General features: G+C 72.8%; 26 protein-coding genes. 14 read left to right on the top strand and 12 right to left on the bottom strand.

Annotation, left to right across the window (positions count from 1 at the left end):
- Positions 1-15: 15 nt before the first annotated feature.
- From FY030_RS11200 to FY030_RS11190, 3 genes are read left to right on the top strand one after another with little or no spacing between them, the layout of a single operon-like run.
- On the top strand, positions 16-342 hold the full coding sequence (locus tag FY030_RS11200) for a DivIVA domain-containing protein (protein ID WP_202879697.1): 327 nt from the start codon (positions 16-18) through the stop codon (positions 340-342).
- The gene (locus FY030_RS11195; protein ID WP_158061578.1) at positions 339-977 is read left to right on the top strand and encodes a DNA-3-methyladenine glycosylase I; all 639 of its coding nucleotides are present in this window, start codon (positions 339-341) and stop codon (positions 975-977) included. Before FY030_RS11200 ends, FY030_RS11195 begins: the two co-directional genes overlap by 4 nt.
- Positions 974-2224: a hypothetical protein gene (locus FY030_RS11190; protein WP_238348242.1), complete on the top strand. Its 1251-nt coding sequence runs from the start codon at positions 974-976 to the stop codon at positions 2222-2224. Before FY030_RS11195 ends, FY030_RS11190 begins: the two co-directional genes overlap by 4 nt.
- On the opposite strand, the gene FY030_RS11185 is transcribed toward FY030_RS11190, so the two are convergent.
- Both FY030_RS11185 and FY030_RS11180 read right to left on the bottom strand, forming a co-directional pair.
- The gene (locus tag FY030_RS11185) at positions 2225-3022 is read right to left on the bottom strand and encodes an enoyl-CoA hydratase/isomerase family protein (protein WP_158061577.1); all 798 of its coding nucleotides are present in this window, start codon (positions 3020-3022) and stop codon (positions 2225-2227) included.
- On the bottom strand, positions 3012-3806 hold the full coding sequence (locus FY030_RS11180) for a PaaX family transcriptional regulator (protein WP_158061576.1): 795 nt from the start codon (positions 3804-3806) through the stop codon (positions 3012-3014). Before FY030_RS11180 ends, FY030_RS11185 begins: the two co-directional genes overlap by 11 nt.
- A gap of 141 nt (positions 3807-3947) precedes the next feature.
- On the opposite strand from FY030_RS11180, the gene FY030_RS11175 reads away from it, so the two are divergent.
- Positions 3948-4115, top strand: a complete 168-nt coding sequence (locus FY030_RS11175) for a DUF3117 domain-containing protein (RefSeq protein WP_131105430.1) — start codon at positions 3948-3950, stop codon at positions 4113-4115.
- 113 nt (positions 4116-4228) lie between these two features.
- On the opposite strand, the gene FY030_RS11170 is transcribed toward FY030_RS11175, so the two are convergent.
- Positions 4229-4861 (bottom strand): O-methyltransferase, encoded by a 633-nt coding sequence (locus FY030_RS11170; protein WP_158061575.1) that lies wholly within the window; start codon positions 4859-4861, stop codon positions 4229-4231.
- 76 nt (positions 4862-4937) lie between these two features.
- Between FY030_RS11170 and sigE the strand changes: the two genes are divergently transcribed.
- From sigE to FY030_RS11155, 3 genes are read left to right on the top strand one after another with little or no spacing between them, the layout of a single operon-like run.
- Entirely contained in the window at positions 4938-5519 is a 582-nt protein-coding gene (gene sigE, locus FY030_RS11165) for an RNA polymerase sigma factor SigE (protein ID WP_158061574.1), read from the top strand.
- A 46-nt stretch (positions 5520-5565) separates the two neighbouring features.
- The gene (locus tag FY030_RS11160) at positions 5566-6858 is read left to right on the top strand and encodes a S1C family serine protease (RefSeq protein ID WP_158061573.1); all 1293 of its coding nucleotides are present in this window, start codon (positions 5566-5568) and stop codon (positions 6856-6858) included.
- Between the two features lie 55 nt (positions 6859-6913).
- A complete protein-coding gene (locus tag FY030_RS11155; protein ID WP_158061572.1) occupies positions 6914-7300 on the top strand; it encodes a twin-arginine translocase TatA/TatE family subunit in 387 nt (128 codons plus the stop codon).
- Positions 7301-7416: 116 nt separating this feature from the next.
- Here the strand turns inward: FY030_RS11155 and FY030_RS11150 are convergent, their stop codons facing one another.
- Genes FY030_RS11150 through FY030_RS11140 form a run of 3 tightly spaced genes read right to left on the bottom strand, consistent with a single transcriptional unit; the run spans position 7417 to position 10491 of the window.
- Positions 7417-8559, bottom strand: a complete 1143-nt coding sequence (locus FY030_RS11150) for an Mrp/NBP35 family ATP-binding protein (protein ID WP_158061571.1) — start codon at positions 8557-8559, stop codon at positions 7417-7419.
- A gap of 53 nt (positions 8560-8612) precedes the next feature.
- Entirely contained in the window at positions 8613-9203 is a 591-nt protein-coding gene (locus tag FY030_RS11145) for a DUF1003 domain-containing protein (protein WP_158061570.1), read from the bottom strand.
- Positions 9196-10491, bottom strand: a complete 1296-nt coding sequence (locus FY030_RS11140) for a magnesium transporter MgtE N-terminal domain-containing protein (protein WP_238348241.1) — start codon at positions 10489-10491, stop codon at positions 9196-9198. The genes FY030_RS11145 and FY030_RS11140 overlap by 8 nt, the downstream gene beginning before the upstream one ends.
- 145 nt (positions 10492-10636) lie before the next feature.
- On the opposite strand from FY030_RS11140, the gene FY030_RS17095 reads away from it, so the two are divergent.
- The gene (locus FY030_RS17095; RefSeq protein ID WP_272950515.1) at positions 10637-10765 is read left to right on the top strand and encodes a hypothetical protein; all 129 of its coding nucleotides are present in this window, start codon (positions 10637-10639) and stop codon (positions 10763-10765) included.
- A gap of 120 nt (positions 10766-10885) precedes the next feature.
- The gene (locus FY030_RS11135) at positions 10886-11404 is read left to right on the top strand and encodes a YflT domain-containing protein (RefSeq protein ID WP_158061569.1); all 519 of its coding nucleotides are present in this window, start codon (positions 10886-10888) and stop codon (positions 11402-11404) included.
- Between the two features lie 22 nt (positions 11405-11426).
- On the opposite strand, the gene FY030_RS11130 is transcribed toward FY030_RS11135, so the two are convergent.
- On the bottom strand, positions 11427-12956 hold the full coding sequence (locus tag FY030_RS11130; RefSeq protein WP_158061568.1) for an aminopeptidase P family protein: 1530 nt from the start codon (positions 12954-12956) through the stop codon (positions 11427-11429).
- A gap of 113 nt (positions 12957-13069) precedes the next feature.
- On the opposite strand from FY030_RS11130, the gene FY030_RS11125 reads away from it, so the two are divergent.
- Positions 13070-14581, top strand: a complete 1512-nt coding sequence (locus tag FY030_RS11125) for a threonine/serine exporter family protein (RefSeq protein ID WP_158061567.1) — start codon at positions 13070-13072, stop codon at positions 14579-14581.
- A gap of 21 nt (positions 14582-14602) precedes the next feature.
- Here the strand turns inward: FY030_RS11125 and FY030_RS11120 are convergent, their stop codons facing one another.
- Positions 14603-15295: a hypothetical protein gene (locus FY030_RS11120; protein WP_192498577.1), complete on the bottom strand. Its 693-nt coding sequence runs from the start codon at positions 15293-15295 to the stop codon at positions 14603-14605.
- Between FY030_RS11120 and FY030_RS16410 the strand changes: the two genes are divergently transcribed.
- Together FY030_RS16410 and FY030_RS11115 are read left to right on the top strand one after the other, a co-directional pair.
- Complete coding sequence (locus FY030_RS16410) at positions 15285-15422, top strand: hypothetical protein (RefSeq protein ID WP_192498576.1); 138 nt, start codon at positions 15285-15287, stop codon at positions 15420-15422. The two genes, FY030_RS11120 and FY030_RS16410, sit on opposite strands and share 11 nt — an antisense overlap.
- Positions 15401-16264, top strand: coding sequence for a PHP domain-containing protein (locus FY030_RS11115; protein WP_158061565.1), 864 nt, complete (start codon positions 15401-15403; stop codon positions 16262-16264). The genes FY030_RS16410 and FY030_RS11115 overlap by 22 nt, the downstream gene beginning before the upstream one ends.
- A 16-nt stretch (positions 16265-16280) precedes the next feature.
- Here FY030_RS11115 and FY030_RS11110 read toward each other — a convergent pair whose 3' ends face one another.
- The 4 genes from FY030_RS11110 to FY030_RS11095 all read right to left on the bottom strand — a co-directional run bounded on the left by FY030_RS11110 (position 16281) and on the right by FY030_RS11095 (position 19450).
- Positions 16281-17789: a DEAD/DEAH box helicase gene (locus FY030_RS11110; protein ID WP_158061564.1), complete on the bottom strand. Its 1509-nt coding sequence runs from the start codon at positions 17787-17789 to the stop codon at positions 16281-16283.
- Between the two features lie 255 nt (positions 17790-18044).
- Positions 18045-18329, bottom strand: a complete 285-nt coding sequence (locus FY030_RS11105; protein ID WP_158061563.1) for a GlsB/YeaQ/YmgE family stress response membrane protein — start codon at positions 18327-18329, stop codon at positions 18045-18047.
- Between the two features lie 193 nt (positions 18330-18522).
- Positions 18523-18756, bottom strand: coding sequence for a DUF3107 domain-containing protein (locus FY030_RS11100; RefSeq protein ID WP_337692449.1), 234 nt, complete (start codon positions 18754-18756; stop codon positions 18523-18525).
- A gap of 55 nt (positions 18757-18811) precedes the next feature.
- Positions 18812-19450 carry a TetR/AcrR family transcriptional regulator gene (locus FY030_RS11095; protein ID WP_158061561.1) on the bottom strand — a complete coding sequence of 213 codons (639 nt, stop codon included), beginning with the start codon at positions 19448-19450 and terminating at the stop codon, positions 18812-18814.
- 114 nt (positions 19451-19564) lie between these two features.
- Here FY030_RS11095 and FY030_RS11090 point away from each other — a divergent pair, with 114 nt between their 5' ends.
- Together FY030_RS11090 and FY030_RS11085 are read left to right on the top strand one after the other, a co-directional pair.
- Positions 19565-22831: a UrvD/REP family ATP-dependent DNA helicase gene (locus tag FY030_RS11090; protein ID WP_158061560.1), complete on the top strand. Its 3267-nt coding sequence runs from the start codon at positions 19565-19567 to the stop codon at positions 22829-22831.
- Positions 22828-26121 (top strand): ATP-dependent helicase, encoded by a 3294-nt coding sequence (locus tag FY030_RS11085; RefSeq protein ID WP_158061559.1) that lies wholly within the window; start codon positions 22828-22830, stop codon positions 26119-26121. Before FY030_RS11090 ends, FY030_RS11085 begins: the two co-directional genes overlap by 4 nt.

Below are 26121 nucleotides of genomic sequence, written 5' to 3'. Positions count from 1 at the left end.
GCGAGGATCTGTGCCGTGGTGATCATCGGGGTCGTTCTGCTCGTGCTGATCCTGGGTGCCGTCATGGCCGTGCTGGTGTCACGGATCGACGTGCCCGGGGTGCCCGACGCGGTGACCACGACCGCCGCGGAGCCGCTTGGCTCCGGGCCCTTGAGCCCGGTCGACGTGCACGGTGTGCGCTTCGACATCGCCCTGCGCGGCTACCGCGCGGAGCAGGTCGACGGGGCGCTGGAGCGGCTGGCCGCAGAGCTGGGGGAGCGGGACGCGGAGATCGCCCGGCTGCGGGAGGAGCGGGACCGGCGGGACGTCGACGGCATACAGCGGACAGGAGGGATCGCATGAGCATCACCCCAGCGCACCCCGACCTGACCGTGGGCCCCGACGGGGTCGTCCGCTGCGCCTGGCCCGGTCTGGCCCACGCCGACTACCGCGACTACCACGACCGGGAGTGGGGCAAGCCCGTGCACGGCGAGGCCCCGCTGCTGGAGCGGCTGTGCCTGGAGGGCTTCCAGAGCGGGCTGTCCTGGCTGGTCATCCTGCGCAAGCGTCCGGCTTTCCGGCGGGCCTTCCACCACTTCGACGCCGACCGGATCGCGGGCTTCACCGAGGCTGACGTCGAGCGGCTGCTCGAGGACGAGCAGATCGTGCGCAACCGGCGCAAGATCGAGGCGACGATCCAGAACGCCCGGGCCACGCTGGCGCTGCGCGAGCAGGGCGGGCTGGAGGAGCTGCTCTGGACGCACGCGCCCGAGCCCACCCCTCGGCCGCGCACCTTCGCCGAGGTGCCCAGTCAGACCCTAGAGTCCGAACTGCTGGCCAAGCGGTTGCGCAAGGTGGGTTTCGCCCAGGTCGGCCCCACCACGGTCTACGCCGCCATGCAGGCCTGCGGGCTGGTGGACGATCACCTGGCGGGTTGTTTCCGTGCCGGGGCCTCCCGCTCCGGGTCCAGGGTGACAGGGCTGCACGCCACCTCATGACGGCCACCCTCGCCGCCCGCACCAGGCCCCAGGCCGTGCGGCACCTGCTCGACGTACGCTTCGTGGCCGCGGTGCTGCTGTTGTGGACCGCCCTGCGCCTGATCAGCATGGTCATCCTCTTCCAGGTCGCGCACCACTGGCAGGACCCCGTGGTCTACGACGACTCGGGCACGCCGCGCTACTTCCAGTTCGCCACCCTGTGGGACGGCGCCTGGTACGAGCGGATCGCCACCGAGGGCTACCCCGAGCAGCTGCCGGTCAATGACCGGGGCCAGGTCCGCCAGAACCCGTGGGCCTTCTACCCGATCTTCCCCCTGCTGGCCCGTGGGCTGATGGCCCTGACCGGGTGGTCGTTCGCGGTGAGCGGGGTCGTGGTCGCGACCGTGCTGGGGTATGCCGCGGCGGTGGTGGTCGCCGGGCTGCTGCGCGAGAAGGTCGGCACGGCGGCGGCCCTGGGCGGCGTGGCCCTGCTCGGCGCCTTCCCCAGCGCACCGACCTTCCAGGTCGCCTACACCGAGTCCCTGGCCCTGCTGCTGCTGGCCGGGGTCCTCTGGCTGCTGGTGCGGGAGAGGTGGTGGTGGGCGGGGGTGGTCGCGCTGCTCACCGGGCTGGCGCGGCCGATCGCGCTGCCGCTGGGCCTGGTCGCGCTGGTCTGCGTCGTGGTGCGCTGGCGGCGCCGGGACCAGGCACCGATCTCGCCGCGAGAAGGGGCGGGGATGCTCGCGGCGCTCGCCGGCTGCGGCCTGGCCGGTCTGGTCTGGCCCACCATCGCCGCCTGGCGCACCGGGGTCCCGGACGCCTACCCGGTGACCATGTCCTCCTGGCGGGGTGGGGAGCCGGTCAGGCCCTTCGTGCCCTCGATCGAACGGGCCCAGTGGCTGTGGGGTGACGTCCTGGGGCTGGTGGTGCTGGCCGCGGGGCTGGGGGTGCTGGTGCTCGCTGTGCTCGGTCCCTGGGCGACCCGGCTGGGGGTGGCCCTGCGCGTCTGGTGCCTGGGCTACGCCTTGTACCTGTTCGCGGCGCTGGACCCGTGGACCAGCCTCTACCGCTACCTGATGCTGCTCTTCCCGCTCTATGTGCTCATGGTCGGCGGCGGCTGGCCGCCCGGGGCCCGCCCCGGCGGTGAGCAGCCCCGGTGGCTGCTCGTGGTGCGCACCGTGGTGCTGGCCGCCCTGATGGTGGCCTGGCAGGTGTGGTGGACGTGGTACCTGTTCCGGTTCGTCCCACCCAGCGACTACCCGCCGTGATCAGCGCCCGCTGAACCGAGGGCGCTCCTTGGCCAGGAAGGCATCGACGGCGGCCCGGTGGTCCTCGCTGGTGCCGGTGCGGGTCATCAGCTCGTCCTCGATCTGCAGCGAGTCGGTCAGCCCGTGCCCGGCCGAGAAGGCCAGTGCCTGGCGGACGGCGCCGTAGGCCAGGGTGGGGCCGGCCGCCAGGGTGCGGGCCACCTCGTCGACCCGACCGGCCAGCTCCTCGTCCGGGACGACCTCGGTGGCTAGGCCCAGGTCCAGCGCCTCCTCCGGGCCGACGGTGCGGGGGAAGAACAGCAGCTCCTTGGCCTTCGCGGTGCCGACCAGGCGGGGCAGCGACCACGACGTCCCGGAGTCACAGGACAGCGCGATCCCGGTGAAGGCCAGGTTGAAGCCGGCCGAGCTGGCCACGTAGCGCAGGTCGGCGGCGAAGGCGAAGGCGGCCCCTGCGCCGGCGGCGACGCCGTTGACCGCCGCGACCACCGGCTTGTCCATCGTGGCCAGGAGCTCCACCACCGGGTTGTAGTGCTCGGCCACGGTGCGCCATAGCGCCTCGGCGTCCTGCGCCAGCAGGCCGACGTGCTCCTTGAGGTCCTGGCCCACGCAGAACGCCCGGCCCATGCCGGTCAGCACCACGCACCGGACGTCAGGGTCGGCGGCCACCTCCCGCAGCACGCTCAGCAGCGCCTCCTTGGTCGCCACGTCGAGGGAGTTCATCGCCTCGGGGCGGTTCAGGGTGAGGGTGGCCACGCCGTCGGCGCGATGAAGGAGGACCGGACTCTGCTCAGCGCTCATGAGCGGTCAATCTACCGGTGAGCGCCTGGTCGACGAACAGCCCGGCAGAGGGCGCCAGGTCCTGCGCCCGGGCAAGGAAGCCGGCGCGGGCCCGGCGCCCCACCCAGTCCGACGGCAGCACCTCTTGCGGCAGGCCGGGGTCCAGGAAGAGAAAGCGGCGCCAGGCGTGAACCAGGTGCGTGCGCAGCACGTAGGCCTCCCGGGGGCCTGGGCCGTCCGGCACGATGGGCAGCTCGTCCAGGAACTGCTCGTAGGCCGCCGCCAGGCCCTCTAGGTCCCAGACCGAGCCGGCGAACAGGGCAGGGTCGGCCGGTCCCTCCAGGTGCCCGTGCACCGACAGCCAACGCACGCCCAGCGCGTCGAGAGAGGCTGCCAGCTCAGGGCTGAACCACGGGCTGATCCAGCCGCCGCCCGGGCACCGGCCGTAGCCGAGGTAGCCGAGGGTGGAGGACACCTGGTCGCGGCGGCGGCGCTCGCCAGCCGTGTCGACCTGGACCAGGTGCCAGCGACCGTCCCACGGGGCCGGGCCGGGGGCGTAGATCCGGGCATGTGCGTGCCGCCACCGCGCCTGCGCCCGGGCGGTCGCGGCATACCCTCGCACCCCGTCGCGCAGTTGCGGCCGCAACCAGCCCTGGGCCACCAACCGGCTGATCGCGGTGCGGGTCGCCGGGGCCTGCACCGAGACGCTCTCGGCCAGCCCGATGACCGCTGACACCGGCGCCCACCAGCCGCGACGGCTCAGATGGTCGCCGTAGAGGTCCACGACCGCGGAACGTGCATGCACGTCCGCAAGTGTGCCTGACGCTTCCGCACCCGATTAGGCAGCACCCGCGCAGGTGGGGGATAATGGGGGTCGTTCGACGTCCGCGGCAGAACGTTGCGGTCCGCGGTCTTTCGCCGCGCCACACGAAAGGGTATCCCCCACATGGCAGCAATGAAGCCTCGCACCGGAGACGGTCCCCTGGAGGTCACCAAGGAAGGGCGCGGCATCGTGCTGCGCATGCCCCTCGAAGGCGGTGGACGTCTCGTCGTGGAGATGAACGCCGAGGAGGCCGGCGCGCTGGGTGACGCCATCAAGGAGTGCCTGGGCTGAGACCCACCCGCTGAGGCTGCCCCTGGACCGATCCGGTCCGGGGGCTTCTCCGTCCCTGGTGTCCTGCTCCTCGGGCGCCTAGCCAACGGAGGTGGTGCCTGCGGTGCGGAGGGTCAGCGACGGACAGCGACGAAGAGCCCGTCCCCGACCGGCAGCAGCGCCGGGAGCAACCGGTCGTCCTCGCGCAGCTCTTTGCCCAGGTCCCGCAGCAGGGTCACGGTCTCGTCCCGGGCAGCCGGATCGGCCACCTTGTCGTGCCAGAGCATGTTGTCCACCGCCAGCACCCCGCCGATGCGCAGCAGCCGGATGGCCTCGGTGACGTAGACCCGGTAAGAGGCCTTGTCCGCGTCGACCAGGACCATGTCGTAGGCCCCGTCAGTGAGCCGGCCCAGCACGGCGGCTGCGTCGCCGCGGATCACGCGGGTGCGCTGCGCCGGGATGCCGGCCGCGGCGTACGCCTCCTTCGCCGCCCGCTGGTTCTCGACCTCGCTGTCGATCGAGGTCAGGATGCCGTCGCGCGGCATACCCTGCAGCATCCACAGCCCCGAGCTCCCGGCTCCGGTCCCCACCTCGACGACGTGACGGGCCTGCACGGCGGCCGCCAGTAGGCGCAGCGTCACCCCGACGCCCGTCCCGACGGGGGAAGCGCCGAGCTCCTCGCCCCGGCGCTGGGCCTGCTCGATGACCGGATGCGGGGTAATGAACTCCTCGGCGTAGGACAGCGAGGCGGCCTTGGGTGCGGACATGACCCCAGCCTATATCCGAGCTTTCAGCGGGCTCGGGCTCAGCCCGTTCACAGGTCGAACTGGCACCCTGTGCGGCATGACGACGCCTGACTGGGTGCCGCCCACGTGGGAAGAAATCGTGCGCGATCACTCCGCGCGTGTCTACCGCCTGGCCTACCGGCTCACCGGTGACCCGCACGAGGCCGAGGACCTGACCCAGGACGTCTTCGTGCGCGTCTTCCGCTCCCTGCACACCTTCCGGCCCGGGACCTTCGAGGGCTGGCTGCACCGGATCACCACCAACCTCTTCCTGGACAAGGTCCGGCGCAAGCAGCGGATCAGGTTCGACGCCCTCACCGAGGAGCTGTCCGCGCGACTGCCGCTGCGGGCGGCCGGCACCGACCCCGAGCAGGTCTACGCGATGACGCACCTGGACGTCGACATCCAGCGGGCGCTGCTAGCGCTGCCACCGCAGTTCCGGGCCGCCGTGGTGCTTGCGGACATCGAGGGCTACTCCTACGAGGAGGTCGCCCAGACTCTGGGGATCAAGATGGGCACCGTGCGCTCCCGCATCCACCGCGGCCGGGCGCTGCTGCGCCAGTCGCTGGAGCACCGGCGTCCCACGCCGGCCTCCCGACCAGCGACGGGGCTGACGCGCCCGGCGACCGCCCTCGGGTGAGCGCCCTGGCTGTGGGACCGCGCCCGCCCCTGAGACACTCTGAGCCATGACCGACCCGACCAAGGGCCTGCCCGTGGACAGAACCGTCCCCCTGCAGGGACCCGACCCCTCCACGTCTGCTGCGGACCCCGGTCTGATCCAGCCGTCCGAGGCGTCTGGGGAGTCGGTGCCTTCGTCCACGCCTGCGCCCACGCCTTCGCCCACGCCTTCGTCCACCCGACGCGAGCGCCGGCGGGGTCGCGGCCCGGCCCGGCTGGGCCCGGTGGTGGTCGCTGCGGCTGTCGCCGGGCTCGTGGGGGGCCTGGCCGGCGGGGTTCTCGCCGATCAGCTGATCCGGCCGCCTGAGCAGCCGCCGGCGGTGATCGAGGCTCAGCCGGCCAGCCAGCAGGCTGCCCCGCCGCCCGCAGCCGCGGACGGCTCGATCCCCGGTCTCTCGCGCGCCGCCCTGCCCAGCGTCGCGCTGATCTCGGTGGGGGGCGACGGTCTGGGCTCAGGTTTCGTCATCCGTGAGGACGGTTACCTGCTGACCAATGCCCATGTCATCGCCGACGCCGGCCCCCGGACCCAGATCACCGTGCAGCTGCCAGGTAGCGAACCGGTGCCGGCCGAGGTGGTCGGGGCGGACACTGCCTACGACATCGCCGTGCTGAAGATCGACCGCAGCGGCCTGCCCGTCCTGCCGTTCGCGGACTCGGCGGCGGTCGAGGTTGGGCAGACGGTGGTGGCGGTGGGGGCACCGCTCGGCCTCGACAGCACGGTGACCAGCGGCATCGTCTCGGCCCTGGACCGTCCCGTGGTGGCCGGCGAGGCCTCGAGCGTCAGCTACATCAACGCCATCCAGACCGACGCGGCGATCAACCCCGGCAACTCCGGCGGCCCGTTGCTGGACCTGGGTGGCCGCGTGGTAGGCGTCAACTCGGCCCTGGCCCAGCTGCCTACCAGCGACTTCGGCCGTTCGATCGGCAGCATCGGGCTGGGTTTCGCGATCCCTGCCGACCAGGCCGACCGCACCGCGACTCAGCTCATCGAGACCGGCCGTAGCGAGCACCCCGTGATGGGCGTGCACATCGACATGCAGTACACCGGCGACGGAGCCCGGGTGCTGCCGGCCGACCGGGAGGGTAGCCCACCGGTGATCCCGGGTGGGCCGGCTGAGGCCGCGGGTGTGCTTCCCGGCGATGTCATCGTCTCTGTCGATGACACCCGGATCCGCGACTCGCGGCACCTGCTGGTGGTGCTGCGCTCCTACCGGGTGGGCGACACCGTCGAGATGACGCTGCGCGCCGACGACGGGGCCGAGCGGACCGTGAGCATCACCCTGGCCGGTTCCGAGGGCTAGGTAGGCTGGGCTCCGCGCGGCCCGCACGGGCCGCCTGGGCTGACGAGGGAGCAGGATGATCGGGACGCTGCACGGGGGAGAGATCGTGCTGCTCATCCTGGCCGCCCTCATCCTGCTCGGCCCGTCCCGGCTGCCCGGGTATGCCGCCAAGCTGGGGCAGGGGGTGCGCTACCTGCGCGACCTGGCCGAGGGGGCCAAGGGGCAGATCGAGGAGGAGCTGGGACCGACCTTCCAGGACATCGACTGGCGGCAACTCGACCCGCGCCAGTACGACCCCCGCCGGATCGTCCGGGACGCTCTGGCCGCGCCGCCGTCGCGACCGGCCAAGGAGGCTGCCTCCGGGAGGACGGACCAGGCCGCACCGGACCCGCGTCCGACCCTGCGCGCCTCGGCGCTGCACGACCCGTCGTTGCCGACGCCCTTCGACGTCGACGCGACCTAACGCCACCGGACGACGGGTGCACGCGTAGCGGGGAAGCGGCTCGATCGGCGTGGGCCGAGGCACGATGGGTGCACGTGCGGGGGGCCAGCGCCCCTGTGCGAGGTCAGCGCGATGGGTCAGCGCTGCAGGGTCGGGGTGATGCCCAGCTTGCGGCCGGCCAAGCCGCGTCCGCGGCGGGCCAGCTGGCGGGCCACACCGCGCAGGGCTGCCGCGGCGGGGGAGTCCGGCTGCGTCATCACCACGGGCGACCCGGTGTCGCCACCCTCGCGCAGGGCCACGTCGAGCGGCACCTGCCCCAGCAACGGCACCTGGGCGCCGATCGCCCGGGACAGCGAGTCCGCCACGGACTGGCCGCCACCGCTGCCGAAGAGCTCCTGGCGGGTGCCGTCGGGCAGCTCCAGCCAGGACATGTTCTCCACGACGCCGGCGATGCGCTGGTGGGTCTGCAGAGCGATCGACCCGGCCCGCTCGGCCACCTCGGCGGCGGCCTGCTGCGGCGTGGTGACGATGATCAGCTCGCTGCTGGGCAGCAGCTGGGCGACGGAGATCGCGATGTCGCCGGTGCCCGGCGGCAGGTCGAGCAGCAGGATGTCCAGGTCGCCCCAGTAGACGTCGGCGAGGAACTGCTGCACGGCCCGGTGCAGCATCGGCCCCCGCCAGACCACCGGTTGGTTGCCCGGGACGAACATGCCGATCGAGATCACCTTGACCCCGGACGGCTCGGCCACAGGGGGCAGGATCATGTCGTCGACCTGCGTGGGCTGCTGGGTCACGCCGAGCATGCGCGGCACGGAGAAGCCGTAGATGTCGGCGTCGACGACCCCCACCCGCAGGCCCTCCTCGGCCAGCGCCGCGGCGAGGTTGACAGTGACCGAGGACTTGCCCACGCCGCCCTTGCCGGAGGCAACGGCATACACGGTCGTCAGCGAGTCGGGCCGGGCGAAGGGGACCTCCTTCTCGGCCTGCCCGCCCCGCAGCTGGTTCTTCAGGGCGCCCCGCTGCTCGTCGCTCATCACCCCAAGGCGGACGTCCACCCCGGTGACCCCCTCGACCCCGCCCACGGCCGCGGTGACCTCACGGGTGATGGTGTCCTTCATCGGGCAGCCGGCGACCGTGAGCAGCACAGTGACCTGCACGTGGCCGTCCTCGGTGGTGTCGACGGCGTCGACCATGCCGAGCTCGGTGATCGGCTTCTTGATCTCCGGGTCGTTGACCGTGGCCAGGGCGGCGTGCAGGGCGTCAGTGCTGGGGGCGGGCATGGGGTCCATGGTAGGACGGTTGCCTGGGCGCTCCTGCGGGCGGTGGCGCGGGGTCAACGCTCCGGGGAGCCGCCGGGGTCGGCGTCGTCCAGCTCGGCGAGCGCGGCGCGGCGCCCCCGCTCCTCTGCGCGTGCCTCCACCTCTTCGATCAGGTCGCGCAGCTCAGAGCGCAGGAAGTCACGGGTGGCGACCTCCCGCAGCGACAGCCGCAGGGCGGCCACCTCCCGGGTGAGGAACTCGGTGTCGGCCAGGGTGCGCTCGTCGCGCGCCCGGTCCTGCTCCATCGCCACCTTGTCGCGGTCGTCCTGCCGGTTCTGGGCCAGCAGGATCAGCGGCGCCGCGTAGGAGGCCTGGAGGCTGAGCATGAGGGTGAGAAAGATGAAGGCGTAGGGGTCGAACCGCACCTCTTCCGGCATCACCGTGTTCCACAGCAGCCAGATCACCACGAAAGCCGTCATGTAGACCAGGAAGCGCGCGGTGCCCATGAACCGGGCGAAGCGTTCGGCAAAGGCGCCGAAACTCTCCGGGTCCATGTTCTGGGGGCGCAGGCTCAGCCGGGCGCGCTGGACCAGGGGCTGGTCCAGCGACCCCCGTCCCGGGTCGCCGGTGCGCCACCGGCGGCGGTCCTGGGTCGGCTCAGGCATCGTGCACCTCGCTCAGGTCGTGTCGGTCCTCGCGCCAGTCGTCGGGCAGGAGGTGGTCGAGCACGTCGTCGACGGTGACGGCACCGAGCAGGCGGCCCTCCGGGTCGGTGACGGGCAGGGCGACCAGGTTGTCCGCCGCCAGCGCGCGGGTGATCTGCCCCAGGGTGGCGCCGGGCGGCACCGGATCGATGCCGGTGTCGAGGACCGTCGCGACCGGCTGGTGGGGTGGCTCGCGCAGCAGTCGCTGGATGTGGACGCTACCGAGGAGCCGGCCGGTGGGCGTCTCGTGCGGCGGCCGGGTCACGTAGACGAGGGATGCGGTCGCGGGGTGCAGCTCCTCCTTGCGCACCATGGCCAGCGCCTCGGCGATGCTGGCGTCCGGGCCGAGGATGACCGGCTCGGTGGTCATCAGACCGCCCGCGGTGTTCTCCTCGTAGGTCAGCAGCCGGCGGATGTCGGCCGCCTCGTCCGGCTGCATGAGCTGCAGCAGCTCTTCCTGCGTCTCCTCGGGCAGGTCCGCCAGCAGGTCCGTCGCGTCGTCGGGCTGCATGACCTCCAGGATGTCCGCGGCCCGGTCGGTCGGCAGGTGGGTCAGGATCTCCAGCCGGTCATCGTCGGGCAGCTCCTCCATGACGTCGGCCAAGGTCTCGTCGTCCAGGGCGTCGGCCACCTCGGCCCGACGCTTGGGAGTCAGGTCGTGGATGGCCTCGGCAAGGTCCTGCGGCTTGAGGTCCTCGTAGGCTTCCAGCAGGGCGGTGGCCGCCTGGGCCGGGCCGGCGTCCTGCAGCCCGTGCACGTGCTCGGCGTCGACCAGCACCGTCTCGCCACGGCGCCGGCGCAGCAGGCCCCCGCCACGGGGCGGTCGGCCGTCGACGCCTTTGCGCACGAAGACCTTGGTCAGTCGCCAGTCGCCGCTGCGCTGCCGTTCCATCGCGACGTCCTCGACCACGGCCGGGAACCGGTCCGCATCGTCAACGACCATCACCTGCCGATCCAGCAGCTCACCCACCACCAACGTCTCGCCGGTCCGCTGCTCGAAGCGCCGCATGTTGACCAGCCCGGTGGTGATGACCTGGCCACTGTCCACCGAGGTCACCCGGGTGATCGGCACGAACACCCGGCGCCGGCCCGGCACCTCGACCACCAGCCCGATGACGCGCGGCTCCTCGGTGGCCGCCCGCCCGGTCAGGGTGATGACGACGTCCCGGACCCGACCGACCTCGTCCCCCATGGGGTCGAAGACGCTCAGCCCGTTGAGCCGGGCGACGAAGACGCGGGAAAGGCTCACCCGGGAAGGATATCGACGGTGGCGACGGGCCCCGGGGCGGGCATGGGAATATCCGCGGCCAGTAGCGCGTAGACTGGTATGTGAAGGATCATGTAGTTGACCTTCATGGCATGTTGCCCGCCACGACCAACGAATCATCGAGAGGATGAGCACCACCCATATGGGCCCGCTGATCAGTTACCGCCCGTCCGCCGAGCGCGCCTACCGGCATACGCCGTCTGAGGACGTCGCCAAGCGCGTCGTCCGACCCCGCCGTCGCTTCTTCCGTCGCTGAGGCGACCTGCACACGAGACCCCCGAGGCCCACGGGCCTGGGGGTCTTTCGCATCTCCGGGGGCTGCGCTCGACTGCCGACGTGGCTAGCCGACCCGGCGCGCTAGGGGCACAATGAGCCTGTGACCACCCCCGCCCGACGTCCTGTGCCCGGCCCCGGCCCCGTGCTCGCCCTCGACTACCCGATGAGCCTCGGGGTCTACGACCGCTACGAGGACGCCCAGGCCGCCGTGGACCACCTCTCCGACCACGAGTTCCCCGTCGAGCAGTGCATGATCGTCGGCACCGACCTCAAGCAGGTCGAACGGGTCACCGGCCGGCTGACGACTGGACGGGTGGCCTTGGGCGGCGCCCTGTCCGGGGTGTGGCTCGGCCTGTTCGTCGGTCTGATCTTCGCCCTCTTCGCCGGCCCGCGCGACGCCCTGATGACCATCTTGGGCTGCGTGCTCTTCGGCGCGTTCTTCGGTCTGGTCTGGGCCCTCATCGGGTATGCCATGACGCGAGGCCGCCGGGACTTCACCTCGGTCAGCCAGGTGGTGGCTACCCGCTATGAGGTGCTCACCGAGCACAAGCTGGCGCAGCAGGCGCGCGACCTGCTGGACCGGATGCCCAGCGGCCAGGGGCGCGCAGGAAGCGCCTAACCTGCCGCACGCCTAGCCTGCCTCACCGGGCGCTGCGCACGCCCCCGGCCTGCACCCACGCCTCGACCTCCTCGGCCGTACGTGGCAGCATCGCGGACAGATTGCGGTGGCCGTCGGCGGTGATGACGATGTCGTCCTCGATCCGCACGCCGATGCCGCGCATCTCCTCGGGCACCAGCAGATCGTCGGACTTGAAGTACAGGCCTGGCTCCACGGTGAGGATCATGCCCTCGCGCAGCTCGCCCTCCACGTAGTCCTCGCGCAGGGCCAGCGCACAATCATGCACGTCGATCCCCAGGTGGTGGCTGGTGCCGTGCACCATCCACCGGCGGTGGAACTGGCCCTCCTCGGCGTCCAGGGTCTGCTCCAGGGTGACGCCCTCGGGCAGCAGGTCCCACTCGAGCAGGTGGCGGGCGATGACCTCGATGGCCGCGGCGTGCACGTCCTTGAACCGGTTGCCGGGGCGGGCAGCGGCCAGACCGGCCTCCTGGGCCTCCAGGACCGCCTCGTAGACCCGGCGCTGGGCGGAGGTGAACGTCCCAGACACCGGGACCGTGCGGGTGACGTCCGCGGTGTAGAGCGAGTCTGTCTCCACACCCGCGTCCAGCAGCAACAGCTGACCCTCCTGGACCTCACCGGTGTTGCGGGTCCAATGCAGGGTGGTGGCGTGCTCGCCGGCGGCGCAGATGGAGTCGTAGCCCACGCCGTTGCCGGTGTGGCGTGCGTGGAGGCCAAAGACCCCCTCGATCCAGCGCTCGCCCCGGCCCCGGCGGACGGCCTCGGGCAGCTGAGCGACGACGGCGTCGAAGGCGGTGGCGGTCGCCTCGACCGCCTCCTCCATCTGGCGGACCTCCCAGTCGTCCTTGACCAGCCGTTGGGTCGACAGCGAGCGGGCCAGCTGCGTGTCCGCCTCCGCGACCGTCTCGAGCTGGTCCTCCTGCACCAGGCCGGCCTGCTGTCGGACCGTGTCGACCAGGACCGCCACCTCGCGGTCGGCATCGCGCACCACGCGCACCGACACCCCACCGGGCCCGGTGTCCTTGGCGATGGCGTCGGGGAGCTCGCTCAGATGGCGGGTGGGCAGGCCCAGCTCGGCCGAGGCGGACTCCAGCGTGGGGCGGGAGCCGACCCAGAACTCCCCGACCCGGGAGTCGGCGAAGAACTCCTCGCTGTCCCGGTCGGCAAGGGGCAGGAAGTAGAGCACCGCCTCATGCCCGGGGGCGCCGTCCTCGCCGGTCACCGGGTCCAGGACCAGCACCGCGTCCGGCTCGCGGTCCGCGCCGAGCCCGGTCAGGTGCGCGAAGGCGCTGTGCGGACGGAAGACATAGTCCGTGTCGTTGCTGCGGACCTTCAGGCCACCGGCTGGGATGACCAGACGCTCGCCCGGGAAGGCGGCGGACACTGTCTCCCGACGCGACGCGGCATACCGGGCCGCCTCGGTGAGCGGCGGGAGATCACCGTCCCGGGGGGCCCAGTCCTGGCGCATGAAGGCCATGAACGCCTCGCCGGTGGGACGGTTACGGTGCTCGGGCTTGTGCTGCTTCTCGCTCACGCCGACCATCGTAGGCGCCTATCCCCGCGCGCCCTCCTCGCCCCGCCCCGACCGACCTGCGGCCGTGCTCGGGAGGGACACCGGGGGTGCGGACCCCACTAGGCTGTCCAGCGATGAGCGAGTCACCCCCGACGGGCCTCCGCACCGAGGTCACCGGTCCCCAGCAGATCCCGCCGCGCCAGCTGATGCCCGCCTCCCGCCTGGGACGGCACCTGCGTGATGCCGCGGTGCACGTGGTGCGCACCAGCGCCCCGCCCACGATGACGCTGGGGCAGCGCACCGGGGGCGACGAGGTGAGCCAGCAGCAGGCTCGCGAGGTGATCGACCTGGCTCTGCGGGTGGGTGAGGCCATGCTCGCCACGGGTGCCTCGGCGGCGGACACGGTCGCCACCGTGCTGCGCCTGGGTCAGGCCTACGGTGTCGGCTCGGTGCACGTCGACATCACCTACACCTCCATCACCGTCTCGATCCACCGCGGGCTGGAGGAGGACCCGCTCAGCGTGATGCGGGTGGTCTCGGGCCGCTCCCCGGACTACACCCGGCTGGAAGCGGTGCAGAAGCACATCGAGCGCATCATCGCCTCGGCCGGCCCGGGCGGGCCGACCATGGACGTGACCGCGGCCCGCACGAAACTGCAGAAGCTGCTCGCCTCCCCCCACCCCTATCGCCGGTGGGTGGTCACGCTCGGGTCCTCGATCATGTCGGTCGGGGTGGTCATGCTGTTCGGGGTCGGGCCCGTCATGTGGGCGGTGGCGGCCGTCTCGACGGCGCTGGTGGACCGCGTCCAGCGGGCGCTGTACCGCGCCGGCGTCGCGGCCTTCTTCACCCAGGCGGTCAGCGCGGCGGTCCCGGCGTTGTTCGCGCTGGTGATGTTCAGCTTTGGCGACGTCATCTTTCCGGATACCAACTTCGCCCCGTCGGTGGTCGTCATCTCCGGCATCGTCGTCCTACTCGCCGGCCTCGGCGTGCTGGGGGCAGCCCAGGACGCCGTGGACGGTTACTACGTCACGGCGGCCGCCCGCGGGCTGGAGGTGATGATGATGACCCTGGGGATCGCCGTGGGGGTGGCACTCGTCATCGGCTTCGGGCGCAGCCTCGGGGTGTCCATGGAGGCCTCCGCCGTCGTCTCCCTCGCGGGCTCACCCCTGCTGAGCACGGTGGGGGCGATGCTCATCGCGCTCGGCTTCTGCCTCAACACCTACGCAGGGCTGCGGACCATCATCATCAGCGTGCTGATCTCCGCCCTGGCCTGGATGATCTTCGCCAGCCTGGTGGCTCTGGGCCTGGCCGCCGCGATGGCCACGGCCGTGGCCGCGACCCTGGTGGGTGCCCTCGCCTACATCGCCTACCGCCGCCTGCACGTGGCCGAGGCCGCGGTGGCCACCGCCGCGATCGTGGCGCTGCTCCCCGGCCTGTCGGTCTACCGCTCGCTCTACCTGCTGATGCAGAACTCCGCCGCGACCATGCCGCAGGCGATGGTGTGGCTAGTCGTGGCGATGTCGACCGGCGTCGCCCTCGCCGCGGGGCTGGCGATGGGTGGTTACCTGGCCCGTCGCCGCCTCGGGCTGGACCGGGCCGCGCTGCGGGCGCGCCGGCGTTCGCGCGGCAGCCACGTCACCACCTGAACGATCCCAGGCCTGGAGCGCTCAGTCCTGCCAGCTCCAGCTGGTGAGGATCCCCTCGAGCGCCTCGTCGGCCTCCTCGGCCTGGCTCTCGATGACCGAGAAGGTGACGACGTAGAGGGTGCCGTCGTGAGAGATCCACCGCTGGGTCTGGTGGATGGTCGACCCCTGCACGTCGCGGACCAGGGTGTAACCGGGGGCGCGGTTGCCGTCCACGGGGGCCGGCTCCAGCAGCTCGTACTCACCGTCCTCCCCAGCGAGCTCCTGGGCCGCATCCTCGACGGCGGAGGTCAGGTTGCTGACGTACTCCTCCTGCGTCACCACGACGTTGGTGAAGAACTCGTCCTTGCGCTCGATCTCCTTGGCCGCGAGCAGCACGCCCTCCTGCTCGGCCAGCTCGTAGGCGTCCTCCCAGCCGTCGGGCAGCTCGATGGTGAACCGGCCATCGGTGGCGCTCAGCTCCGACCCTGCGCCCGGCTCGGCGGTCTGGGTCGCCGCCTCGCCGTCCGCCGGCGCGGTGGTGATGTCCACGTCGTCGGCGGGTGCCGTCGTGGCCGACTCGTCCTCGACGGGCGCCTGGGTGGCGGGCTCCTGGGTCGTGGGCGCCGGGGTGGAGGGCTGGGGGAGGGGTTCCTCCTCGCTGCAGCCAGCCAGCACAAGCACCGACAGCAAAGCTGCAGCGCCTGCGGTGCGAAGGGTGGCCGGGGTGGGGATCATGCTGCTCCTACGGATGGGGGGCGGTGTCGGGGACGGCACGGGTCCGGGCATCCAGTATGCCGCCTCCCGCGCGGTGCGGCCCATCTCAACGCCTACGGTGGGGGTATGCCGCCGCGCCGCCCCGTGATCGACCTGCATACCCACTCCTGGTGCAGCGACGGGACCGAACCACCCGCCGAGCTGGTCCGCCAGGCCGCCCGGGCGGGGGTAGGCACCGTGGCGCTCACCGACCACGACGTCACGACCGGCTGGGACGAGGCGGGCGCGGCCGGCCGGGAGCACGGGGTCGTGGTCGTGCCAGGCATCGAGATCTCCTGCAGCTGGCGTGGCATCTCGGTCCACCTGCTGGCCTACCTGCCCGACCCGGACGACCCGGACCTGGGGGCCGAGCTGGCCCGTAGCCGCCACAGCCGGGACACCCGGATCCAGGTGATGGCCGAGCGGCTGGCCGCCGACGGCTACCCCGTCAGCTATGAGGAGGTGCGGGCCGCCAGCCCGGGGGAGGCGTCCCTGGGCCGTCCGCACCTGGCTGACGTGCTGGTGGCCAACGGGCGCTACCTCGACCGCGAGGCGGCCTTCGCCGAGGTGCTCGCCTCCTCCAGCCCCTACTACGTCTCCCACTACGCCCCCGGCCCCGTCGAGGCTGTCGAGCTGGTGGTCGCGGCCGGCGGTGCCGCGGTGATGGCCCACCCGTTCGCCAGCAAGCGAGGGCGGGTGGTCGCCGACCATGCCATCGAGGACATGGTGGAGGCCGGAATGGCCGGCCTGGAGGTCGACCACCGCGACCACGACCGGGCCGATCGCGAGCGTGCGGCTGCCCTGGTCGAACGGCTCGGGCTGGTCCGGACCGGCTCCAGCGACTACCACGGGGCGGGCAAGCCCAACCTGCTCGGGGAGAACACCACCGCCCCGGAGGAGTTCGAGCGGCTGCTCGCCGGCACCTCCGGTCAGCGGCTGCTGGGCGCGTAGTCCGACGACCTCGCGGTTACCCCTGCGCGGCGCGGTTAGTCCTGCGGCGGCGGCGCCGGCCCCCGCCGTCGCCACGCTGCTCGGTGGCGGCGCGGCCCTCGCTGCCCGGGCGACCTTCGCTGCCCGAGCGACCTTCGTTGCTCGAGCGGCCTTCGTTGCCCGAGTGACCCGGGCGGCCCTGGTTGGAGCGTTCCCGGTCCGGGCGGCCACCGGCACCACGACCTCCGCTGCGGCGCTGCTCAGGCCCGCCCAGGTCCTCCAGCACCTCTCCGGACAGGCCCTCCCGGGTGCGGGCCGACCGGGGCAGCCTCCCGCGGGTGCCTTCCGGGATGTTCAGCTGCTCGAACAGGTGCGGGCTGGAGGAGTAGGTCTCCTCCGGCTCGGGGTAGCCCAGTTCCAGCGCCTTGTTGATCAGGGCCCAGCGGTGCAGGTCGTCCCAGTCCACGAAGGTGACGGCCACACCGGCCGCCCCGGCCCGGGCGGTGCGGCCGATCCGGTGCAGGTAGGTCTTCTCGTCCTCGGGGCACTGATAGTTGATGACGTGGGTGACGGCCTCGACGTCGATTCCGCGGGCGGCGACGTCGGTGGCCACCAGCACGTCAACCTTGCCGGACCGGAAGGCGCGAAGAGCCTGCTCTCGCGCACCCTGGCCCAGGTCGCCGTGGATGGCGGCGGCCGCGAAACCACGCTCGGCGAGCTCATCGGAGACCTTGGCCGCGGTCCGCTTGGTGCGGGTGAAGACGATCGTCAGCCCGCGGCCCTCGGCCTGCAGGATCCGGGCCAGCATCTCCACCTTGTCCATGGCGTGCGCCCGGTAGGCGAACTGCTCGACCGCGGCCACCGTCCGACGGTCGTCACCGTCGTCGCTCATCGCGCGGATGTGGGTCGGCTGGGTCATGTACAGACGGGCCAGGGCGACGACGGCCCCCGGCATCGTCGCGGAGAAGAGCATCGTGTGCCGGCCGGCCGGCGTGAGCGCCAGCATCTTCTCCACGTCGGGCAGGAACCCCAGGTCGAGCATCTCGTCGGCCTCGTCCAGCACGACGGTACGTGCGTGAGCCAGCGTCAGGTGGCCCTTGGAGGCCAGGTCCAGCAGCCGGCCGGGAGTGCCGACGACCACCTCGACGCCCTTCTCCAGCGCCTCGATCTGCGGCTCGTAGGCCCGGCCGCCGTAGACGGTGAGGACCCGGATGCCGCGCCGCGACCCCGCCTTGGTGAGGTCGCCGGCGACCTGCACGGCGAGCTCGCGCGTGGGAGCCACGACGAGGGCCTGGGGGGCGCCCGGCCGCTCCATCGCCGCATACCCCTCGTCGCCGGGGGCGACGACATTGTGCAGAAGCGGCAGCCCGAAACCGAGGGTCTTGCCGGTGCCGGTCTTGGCCTGGCCGATGATGTCGTGCCGGCTCATCGCCACCGGCAGCGTCATCGCCTGGATGGGGAAGGGAGCGGTGATCCCGGTGTCGGCCAATGCCGCCACGATGTCGGGGTGCAGACCGAAGTCGGCAAAGGTGCGGGTCTCCTGCATGGTGACTCTTCCTGATCGGTGGGACGGCGCGGCGTGTGTGCTGCGTCGGTCCGGGCCGATCGGAGGACTTCTGGAAGGTATGCCGTAGGGCGAGGAAGCCCCACCAGCAGCAACCGCCGCACGGCGCGGACGGCCGACCGGTCACCGGTGAACGGGAATCAGCCTACCCGAGGGTGTCAGCGCTGGAAGACGTAGAGAACAACAACGGCGCGCCCTTCCGAAAAGGAAGAACGCGCCGAGGCGGACGGGGTGAGGTCAGCGAGTGACCCGACGGTCGGTGCCCTTGTTGCCGGTGATGGCGCCGTAGGCCAAGACGACAATGATCGCGCCGACGACGCCGAGGATGATGCCCCAGAAGTTCAGGGGCCCTCCGTCGTAGTCCAAGAACAGCCGGCCGAGGAAGACGCCGAGCAGGGCGCCGACGGCTCCCAGCAGGACGGTCATGGGGATGGACAGGTTCTGGCGGCCCGGCAGGATGAGGCGCGCCAGTGGCCCGACGATCAGCCCGGCGACCAGGGCGGCGATGATGGTACCGATCATGGTGATGGTTCCCTTTCTGCGATGGTCAGCAAGGTTTGCCCTGCCAAATAGCGGAAGCATGCGCTTCCGCTTGGAACGACGTTTACAGTACTCATCTCCTGTCCCATCCGCCACCTGAGCGGGGAGGGGCAGCCCTTCACGGACCGCCCCCTCCCGCGACGGAGCCGGGCGGGGGGCGGTCGTCGGACGGGGGTCAGTGCGCCCCGAAGCCCACCCGGCCCTTGTCGTGGGCGCCGAGCTCGACATACCCCAGGGCAGTGACGGGGACGAGCACCACGCCGCCCTTCTCGTCGGCCAGCTCCAGCATCCCGGTGCCGGCGGAGACGGCCTCGGCGACGGCGGCGCGGACCTGGTCAGGTGTCTGAGCGGACTCGAAGGCCACCTCTCGGGCGACATCGCGGATGCCGATTCGAACCTCCACGGACATACCTCCTAGAGATCGTGGTCGAGGCCCTGGGCGGGCTCCGACGCAAGTCGCCAGCCTAACGCGCGTCTTGGTGTGCGCCGGTGGCACCCTCGACGGGCAGACCGTCCAGTCCACGCCAGGCCAGGGCCACGACCACGTCCGTGGCCCGCTCCTTAGAGAGGTCGCCTGGGGACCGGTACCAGTGCATCGCCGCGGTCTGCGCCACCCCGGCCAGGGCCATGCCGACGAGCACGGCCTCCTCCCGCGGCACGTCAGTCGCCTCGGCGACCTCGGCCGCCAGCGCCTCGCCGCACGCCCGCCGCGTCTCCTCGAGCAGCGCGGCAACGGCCGGCTCCTGGCCCATGTCGGAGGCGAAGAGTAGGGGGAAGCCCGACCCCGGGCGGTCGACGAAGTCGAAGAAGGTGGCCACGCACGCCCTGATCCGCTCCGGGTTGTTGTCCGAGGAGGCCAGGGCAGCGGTGAGGGTGGTCAGCACCTCATCGGCGACCCCGCGGGCGATCCCGAGGTAAAGGTCGAGCTTGCTGTCGAAATGTTGGTAGAGCACCGGCTTGCTCACCCCGGCCCGATCGGCGATGTCGTCCATGAGCGTCTGGTGGTAGCCGCCCTGGGAGAAGGCCTCCAGGGCAGCGTCGAGCAACTGGACGCGGCGCTGGTCCCGACGCAGGCGCGGACGGTTCTCGGGGCTGGTGCTCACGGGTGGCTCCTCGGGTGCGGTCCGCTCATCCTAGGGGCGGTCATCAGCCGGATGGCGCGGGGTCCAGCGCTGGCGCCACCGGGGTGTGTCAGGGCGCGATGATGTGATGAGCCCATGTCTCTCTCCCCGCGCCCGCGTCTCGACGCCGGCCAAGCCACCGTCGTGGGCCACCGCGACGGCGTGCTGCTCGTGCTCGGTGCGCCCGGCACCGGGCGCACCACGGCCTTGGTCGAGCACGTGCGGCACCGGGTGGGTGCGGGCACCTCCCCGGACCGGTGCCTGGTGCTGGCGCCGACGCGCCCGGCCGCGGCCCGGCTCCGGACCCAGATCGGCTCCGGGCTGGGGCGGACCCATACCGAGCCGATGGCTCGCACCGCCGCATCCCTCGCGTTCGCCGTGCTCCGCCTGGCTGCTGCCCGGTCCGGGGAGCCCGGTCCGCGACTGATCTCCGGTGCCGAGCAGGACGTCGTCCTGCGGGAGCTGCTCATCGGCCACCAGGAGCTGGGCACCGGCCCACGGTGGCCGGAGCGCCTGGTCCCGGCGCTGCCGACCACGGGCTTTCGGGCCCAGCTTCGGGACCTGCTGATGCGGGCCGTCGAGCACGGGTTGGCGCCGGCCGACCTGGAAGAGCTGGCCCAGCGACAGGACCGGCCCGAGTGGGCGTGCGCCGCGCAGGTGCTCGCCGAGTACGACCAGGTCACGGCATTGTCCGACCCGGGCAGCTATGACCCGGCCTGGATCTGCACGGCGGCCGCGGATGCCCTCGAGGACGACGAGGAGCTGCGATGGGTGGTCCAGGAGCAGGTGGAGGTCGTCGTCGTCGACGACGCCCAGGAGCTCACCGCGTCCGCGGTGCGACTGCTGGACGTCCTCAGGCCCGCGTCAGCGGATGCGGTCCTGGCTGGCGACCCGGATGCCGCAGCCCAGGGGTTCCGGGGCGCGCTGCCGGGCGCCTTCGTCGACCTGGCCAGCCGTTGGCACGAGCGGTCCCCGCGCACCGGTTCGGGGGAGCCGGCCCAGACCGTCCCCACCGTTCTCCTGCGGCACCGCCACGGTTCTGCGGGCGAGGTCGCGCGGGTGGCCGACCGGGTCGCCGAACGCGTCGGCGTGACGAGCAGCCGGGCGCACCGTCGGCCGGAGCCCGGGTCCGGCCCCGGCGACGTCTCGGTGGCCCTGGCGCGCAGCGCGGCCCAGGAGGCGGCGCACGTGGCTCGCTGGTTGCGTCGGGCGCACCTGGTCGACGGCGTCCCGTGGGAGGAGCTGGTGGTCCTGGCCAGGTCGGGCCGGCAGCAAGAGACGGTCCGACGCGCGTTGGCGACCGGCGGGGTGCCCGTGCACCTGGACCGCTCCGGCGTCCCGCTCGGTCAGGACCCCGCCGTGCTCCCCTTCCTGCTGGCCTTTGACATCGTCACCCGCGGGCCCCGAGAGCAGGATGCCGGCCGGGCCTGGTGGGTGACTCCCGAGGAGGCGGTGGAGCTGCTCGGCAGCCCGCTCGGAGGTTTGGACCCGCTGGCCCTGCGTCGGCTGCGCCGCCGGGTGCGGGCGGCCGAGCTTGCCGCCGGTGGGACCCGACGAGCGGACGAGCTGCTCGCCGAGCTGGTCAGCGACCCTCAGTTGTGGCGTGCCCCCGATTCCGACGTGGACCCCGGTCTGGACGGGCTGGCACGGGTCGGGCGGGTGCTCGAGGCCGGTGCCGCCGCCCACCACGGGTCGTCCGAGGGTCCGCAGGGCACCGCGGAGGAGGTGCTGTGGGCGCTCTGGCGGGCCAGCGCGGTAGCCCGGCTGTGGGCCTCCCAGGCGCTGTCCGGGGGCGCCCTGGGTGCCCGCGCCGACCGGGACCTGGACGCCATGCTCGTCCTCTTCGGAGCCGCCGAGAGCTTCGTGGAGCGGCTGCCCGGCAGCCGCGCCCGCAGCTTCTTGACCTTGGTGCGTTCCGCCGAGGTCGCCTCCGACACCCTGGTGGTGGGTGCCCGACGCCAGCGCGCGGTGGAGGTGCTCACCCCGCAGGCGGCGGCGGGCCGCAGGTGGCGCCGGGCGGCGATCGTGGGTGTCCAGGAGGGCGTGTGGCCGGACCTGCGCCTGCGGGACACCCTGCTGGGTGCGGAGGCGCTGGTCGCCGCGCTCCAGGGGCGGGCCGTCGAAGGCGCCGGAGCCTGGCGCGCCGCCCAGGCGCAGGTGCGGGCCGACGAGCTGCGGCAGTTCCACGTCGCGGTCACCCGGGCCCGGGAGGCGCTGCTGGTGACTGCGACCAGCAGCACCGAGGAGCAGCCGTCCGTCCTGCTCGACCTGGTGGACCCGGACTACCGCGACCACCCCCCGGTCGAGGTGCCCGCGCCGATGACCCTGCGCGGGCTGGTGGGTGAGATGCGGCGCACGGCTGTGCGCTGCCAACGCGAGGGGGATCTGGCCGGCCGCGACCGCGCGGTCGACCTGCTGGCGCGGCTGGACGCCGAGGGGGTCGCCGGCGCCGGCCCCGGGTCCTGGTGGCAGGCCAGGGACGTCTCGGTGGACCGGTCGGTCCGTCCCGACGGCCCGGTGCGCGTGTCCCCGTCCAAGGTGCAGACCTTCCAGGATTGCCAGCTGCGGTGGTTCCTCACCGCGCGCGGCGCCGAGACGGGGGAGGCGAGGGCAGCCGAGATCGGCACGCTTGTGCACGCCGTCATCGCCGATGCGCCGTCCGCGACGGTGGACGAGCTGTGCGAGGACCTCCTGCGCCGTTGGCCCGACCTCGAGCTGCCCACCGGCTGGGTGGCGGACCGGGCGTTGGGTCAGGCCCAGGAGATGCTGGGTCGTTACGCGACCTATGTGCGCGAGGCGGCCGCGGCGGGGCGCGAGCTGCTCGGGACCGAGCTGGAGCTGGCGGTGACAGTTCCCGACGGTGACGCCGACCTCACCGCGGCGCAGCACGGCGCGCCCGACGGCGTGGGCGGTGCCCAGCCCGACGGTCGAGCCGAGAGCTTTGCTGCCGAGGCCGATCGCGCCGTCCGGCTCGTCGGGGCGGTGGACCGGTTGGAACGGGACGGACAGGGACGCCTGGTCGTGGTCGACCTCAAGACGGGGCGGACCAAGCCGACCCAGGCCGAGGTCGAGGAGCATGCCCAGCTCATGGCCTACCAGGTCGCGGTCGAGGCCGGCGCCTTCGACGCGGGGACCACCAGTGGCGGCGCCCGCCTCGTCCAGCTGGGTGCCGCCGGGCCGGTGGCCCAGGAGCAGCCACCCCTCGGGGACCGCCCGGACCCCGACGCCGCCCGTCGCCTGGTCCTGGAGGTCGGGACGGGCATGCGGGGGGCGCGGTTCACCGCGCACGACCTGGAGCGCAGGTGCCGGTCCTGCCCCGCGCGGTTCGCCTGCCCCCTGCAGCCCGAAGGAGCCCAACGATGACCGCGACGACGGCGGAGCAGGGGCTGCGCTTCTCGGCGCTGGACCTGGCTGCGGCGCTGGGCACTCCACCGCCCACCCCGGAGCAGCAGGCCGTGATCGAGGGGCCGTTGCGGCCCACCGTCGTGGTGGCCGGGGCCGGGTCGGGCAAGACCGAGACGATGGCCGCCCGGGTCGTCTGGCTGGTCGCCAACGGGCTCGTCGCGCCCCAGGACGTGCTCGGGCTGACCTTCACCCGCAAGGCCGCGCTCGAGCTAGGTGCGCGGCTCAGCAGCAAGCTGCGCCGGCTGCGGGAGGTCGGGTTCTGGGTGGACACCGACCAGGCCGAGGACGACGCCTCCGCGGACGGCATCGGTTTCGACCTGCCCACCATCTCCACCTACCACGCCTACGCCGGCCGGCTCGTCGACGAGCACGGGCTGCGGCTGGGCGTGGAGCCGGACTCGGTGCTGCTGTCCGAGGCCGCCTGCTGGCAGCTCGCCCACGACCTGGTGCACCGGCACGAGGGGGACCTGCCGGGTCTCACCTCGGCCCCCGCCACGGTGGTGCGGGCGGTCCTCGCCCTGGCCGGTGAGCTGGGCGAGCACCTGGTCGAGCCGGAGGAGGCCGCCCGCTTTCTCACCCGGGTGGCCGACCGGCTCGTCGACCTCGGGCACGAGGGCCAGCCGCTCAAGGTCGGGGAGAAGACGGCGGAGACGCTGCGGGTCCAGGCGCTGCTCTACCCCCTCGTCGAGGACTACCGACGGGCCAAGGCCGCCCGTGGTGCCCTGGATTTCGGTGACCAGATGGCGCTGGCGGCCCGCCTGGCCCGGGACGTCCCCGACGTGGGGGAGGCCGAGAGGACACGGTTTCGGGCCGTGCTCCTCGACGAGTTCCAGGACACCTCCGAGGCCCAGATGGTCCTGCTCACCTCGCTGTTCGCCGGCCACGACCTGAGCGTCACCGCGGTCGGTGACCCGCACCAGTCCATCTACGGCTGGCGCGGCGCGAGCGCCACCACGCTGACGCGGTTCCCGACCGAGTTCGCCCTCGACGGCACCCCGGCCGCGGTGCTGCAGCTCACCACCTCCTGGCGCAACGACCGGCTGATCCTGGATGCGGCCAACGCGGTCGCAGCCCCGCTGCGTGAGGCGACGGAGGTGCCGGTGGCCACGCTGCGCCCCGGCCCGGGGGCGGAGGAGGGCATGGTCGAGGTGGCGCGGGTGCTGGACCACATCGGCGAGGCCGAGCTGGTCGCCGACTGGGTGCAGGAGCGGTGGGCCGAGCCGACAACAGCCACGGCGGCGGTGCTCTGCCGGGCCCGTGCCCAGTTCCCGGCGGTGGTCGACGCGCTGCGCCGACGTGGGCTGCCGGTCGAGGTGGTGGGTCTGGGCGGCCTGCTCGACACCCCCGAGGTGCTCGACCTGGTGGCCCTGCTCTGGCTGGCCCAGGAACCGACCAGGGGCGACCAGGCGATGCGCCTGCTCGCCGGCCCGGTGTGCCGGCTGGGGGCAGCGGACATCGATGCGCTGTGGGCCTGGGCCCGCGTCGATGCCCGGCAGGGTGGCGCCGAGGCGGCCGGCGAGCGCGGGCACGCTCCTGTCCTGGCCGAGGCGGTCGAGCATCCTCCACCGGACGGGTGGGTGGGCCCGGGGGGCGAACACGTCAGCCCAGAGGGTCAGGCGCGGGTCGGGTGGTTGAGCGGCGTGCTCGGCGCCGTCCGCCGCCTGACCGGCCTGCCGCTGCCCGACCTCGTCACCGAAGGGGAGCGGCTGCTGGGGCTGGACATCGAGGTGGCCTCCGACCCCGACCTGCACCCCAGCTGGGGGCGGGCACCGCTGGACGCCCTGGCCGACGTCGCGGCAGGGTATGCCGCCGGGGCCGACCGGGTGACCCTCGGCGGCTTCCTGGACTGGCTGGACGCGGCGCGGGAGCACGAGCGCGGCCTGGAGGGTGTCGAGGTCCCCGAGCTGGCCGAGGTCAGCGTGGACACCTCGGCCGTCCAGGTGCTGACCGTGCATGCGGCGAAGGGGCTGGAGTGGGACGCCGTCGCGGTGCCCGGGCTGGCGGAGGGCACCTTCCCGTCCGGCCGGGTCACCCCTGTCTTCGCCGACGGGCGCTGGCAGGTCAAGGAACGCCGCGAGAAGGGCTGGTTGGCCGGGATCGGGCGGCTGCCGACCCCGCTGCGCGGCGACCGGCAGGGCCGTCCCGACATCGGCTGGCTCTCGGTGCCGCACACCCGAGCCCTGCGCAGCGAGCTGGAGGAGCTCGAGCTCGCGCAGGGACGGTTCTCGGTGCAGGAGGAGCGGCGGCTCGCCTACGTCGCCTACACCCGGGCCCGGCACCGGATGCTGCTGACCGCGCCCATCTGGTCCACGGGCACCCGTCCACGGGTCACCTCCCGGTTCCTGGAGGACCTGCGGATGCTCCCGGGCGTGCGTGCCCGGGCGTGGCTGGAGATGCCCGACCCCGACGACCCGGACCAGATGTCGAACCCGCGCCTAGCCGAGCAGCTCACGGCGACCTGGCCGTTGGAGCGCGGCGAGCGCCGACGGGCCGTCCTGGACGTGTCGACCGCGCTGCTGTCGGCGCGGGAGGCGTCGAGCCAGGGTGTGCTGCCCCTGGAGATGGAGGGAGACCGCTGGGCTGAGCTCGTCGAGCTGCTGTTGGCCGAGCGGGCCGAGCGCTCCCGCCACCTGGACGGCACGGTTGTGCCGGAGCACCTGTCGACCTCATCGCTGGTCGAGCTGGCGAGCGACCCGGACGGTTTCCGTCGGCGCTTGCGGCGTCCGCTGCCCACCCCGCCGGCGTCGCAGGCCAGGGTAGGCACCGCCTTCCACGCCTGGGTCGAGCAGCACTACGCCGCCGCGACGCTGGTGGACCTGCACGACCTGGAGCTGGATGACACACAGGAACCCGCCGACCTGGAGCAGCTGCGGCGGGCCTTCCTCGCCAGCGAGTGGGCCGACCGCTCACCGGTGGCGGTCGAGGTGGCCCTCGAGACCGTCGTCGGCGGACGCAGCGTGCGAGGCCGGGTGGACGCCGTCTTCCCGGACCCCGACGGGGGAGTGACCATCGTGGACTGGAAGACCGGCTCACCCGGCTCCGCCGGCGAGCAGCGGCAGCGCGCACTGCAGCTGGCCGTCTACCGGATCGCCTACGCGCGGCTGACGGGCCGCGACCCCGAGCAGGTGCGCGCAGCCTTCTTCTACGCGCGCAGCGGTGAGACGGTCCGACCGCCCCTCCCCGGGGAGCCAGAGATCGAGCTCCTGGTGCACGAGCTGGTCGCCGGCGGGAGCAGCGACCTCGCCTGA

Source organism: Ornithinimicrobium pratense (genome assembly GCF_008843165.1).
Lineage (GTDB): Bacteria > Actinomycetota > Actinomycetes > Actinomycetales > Dermatophilaceae > Ornithinicoccus > Ornithinicoccus pratensis.
This window is presented reverse-complemented; position numbering and strand designations above follow the sequence as displayed.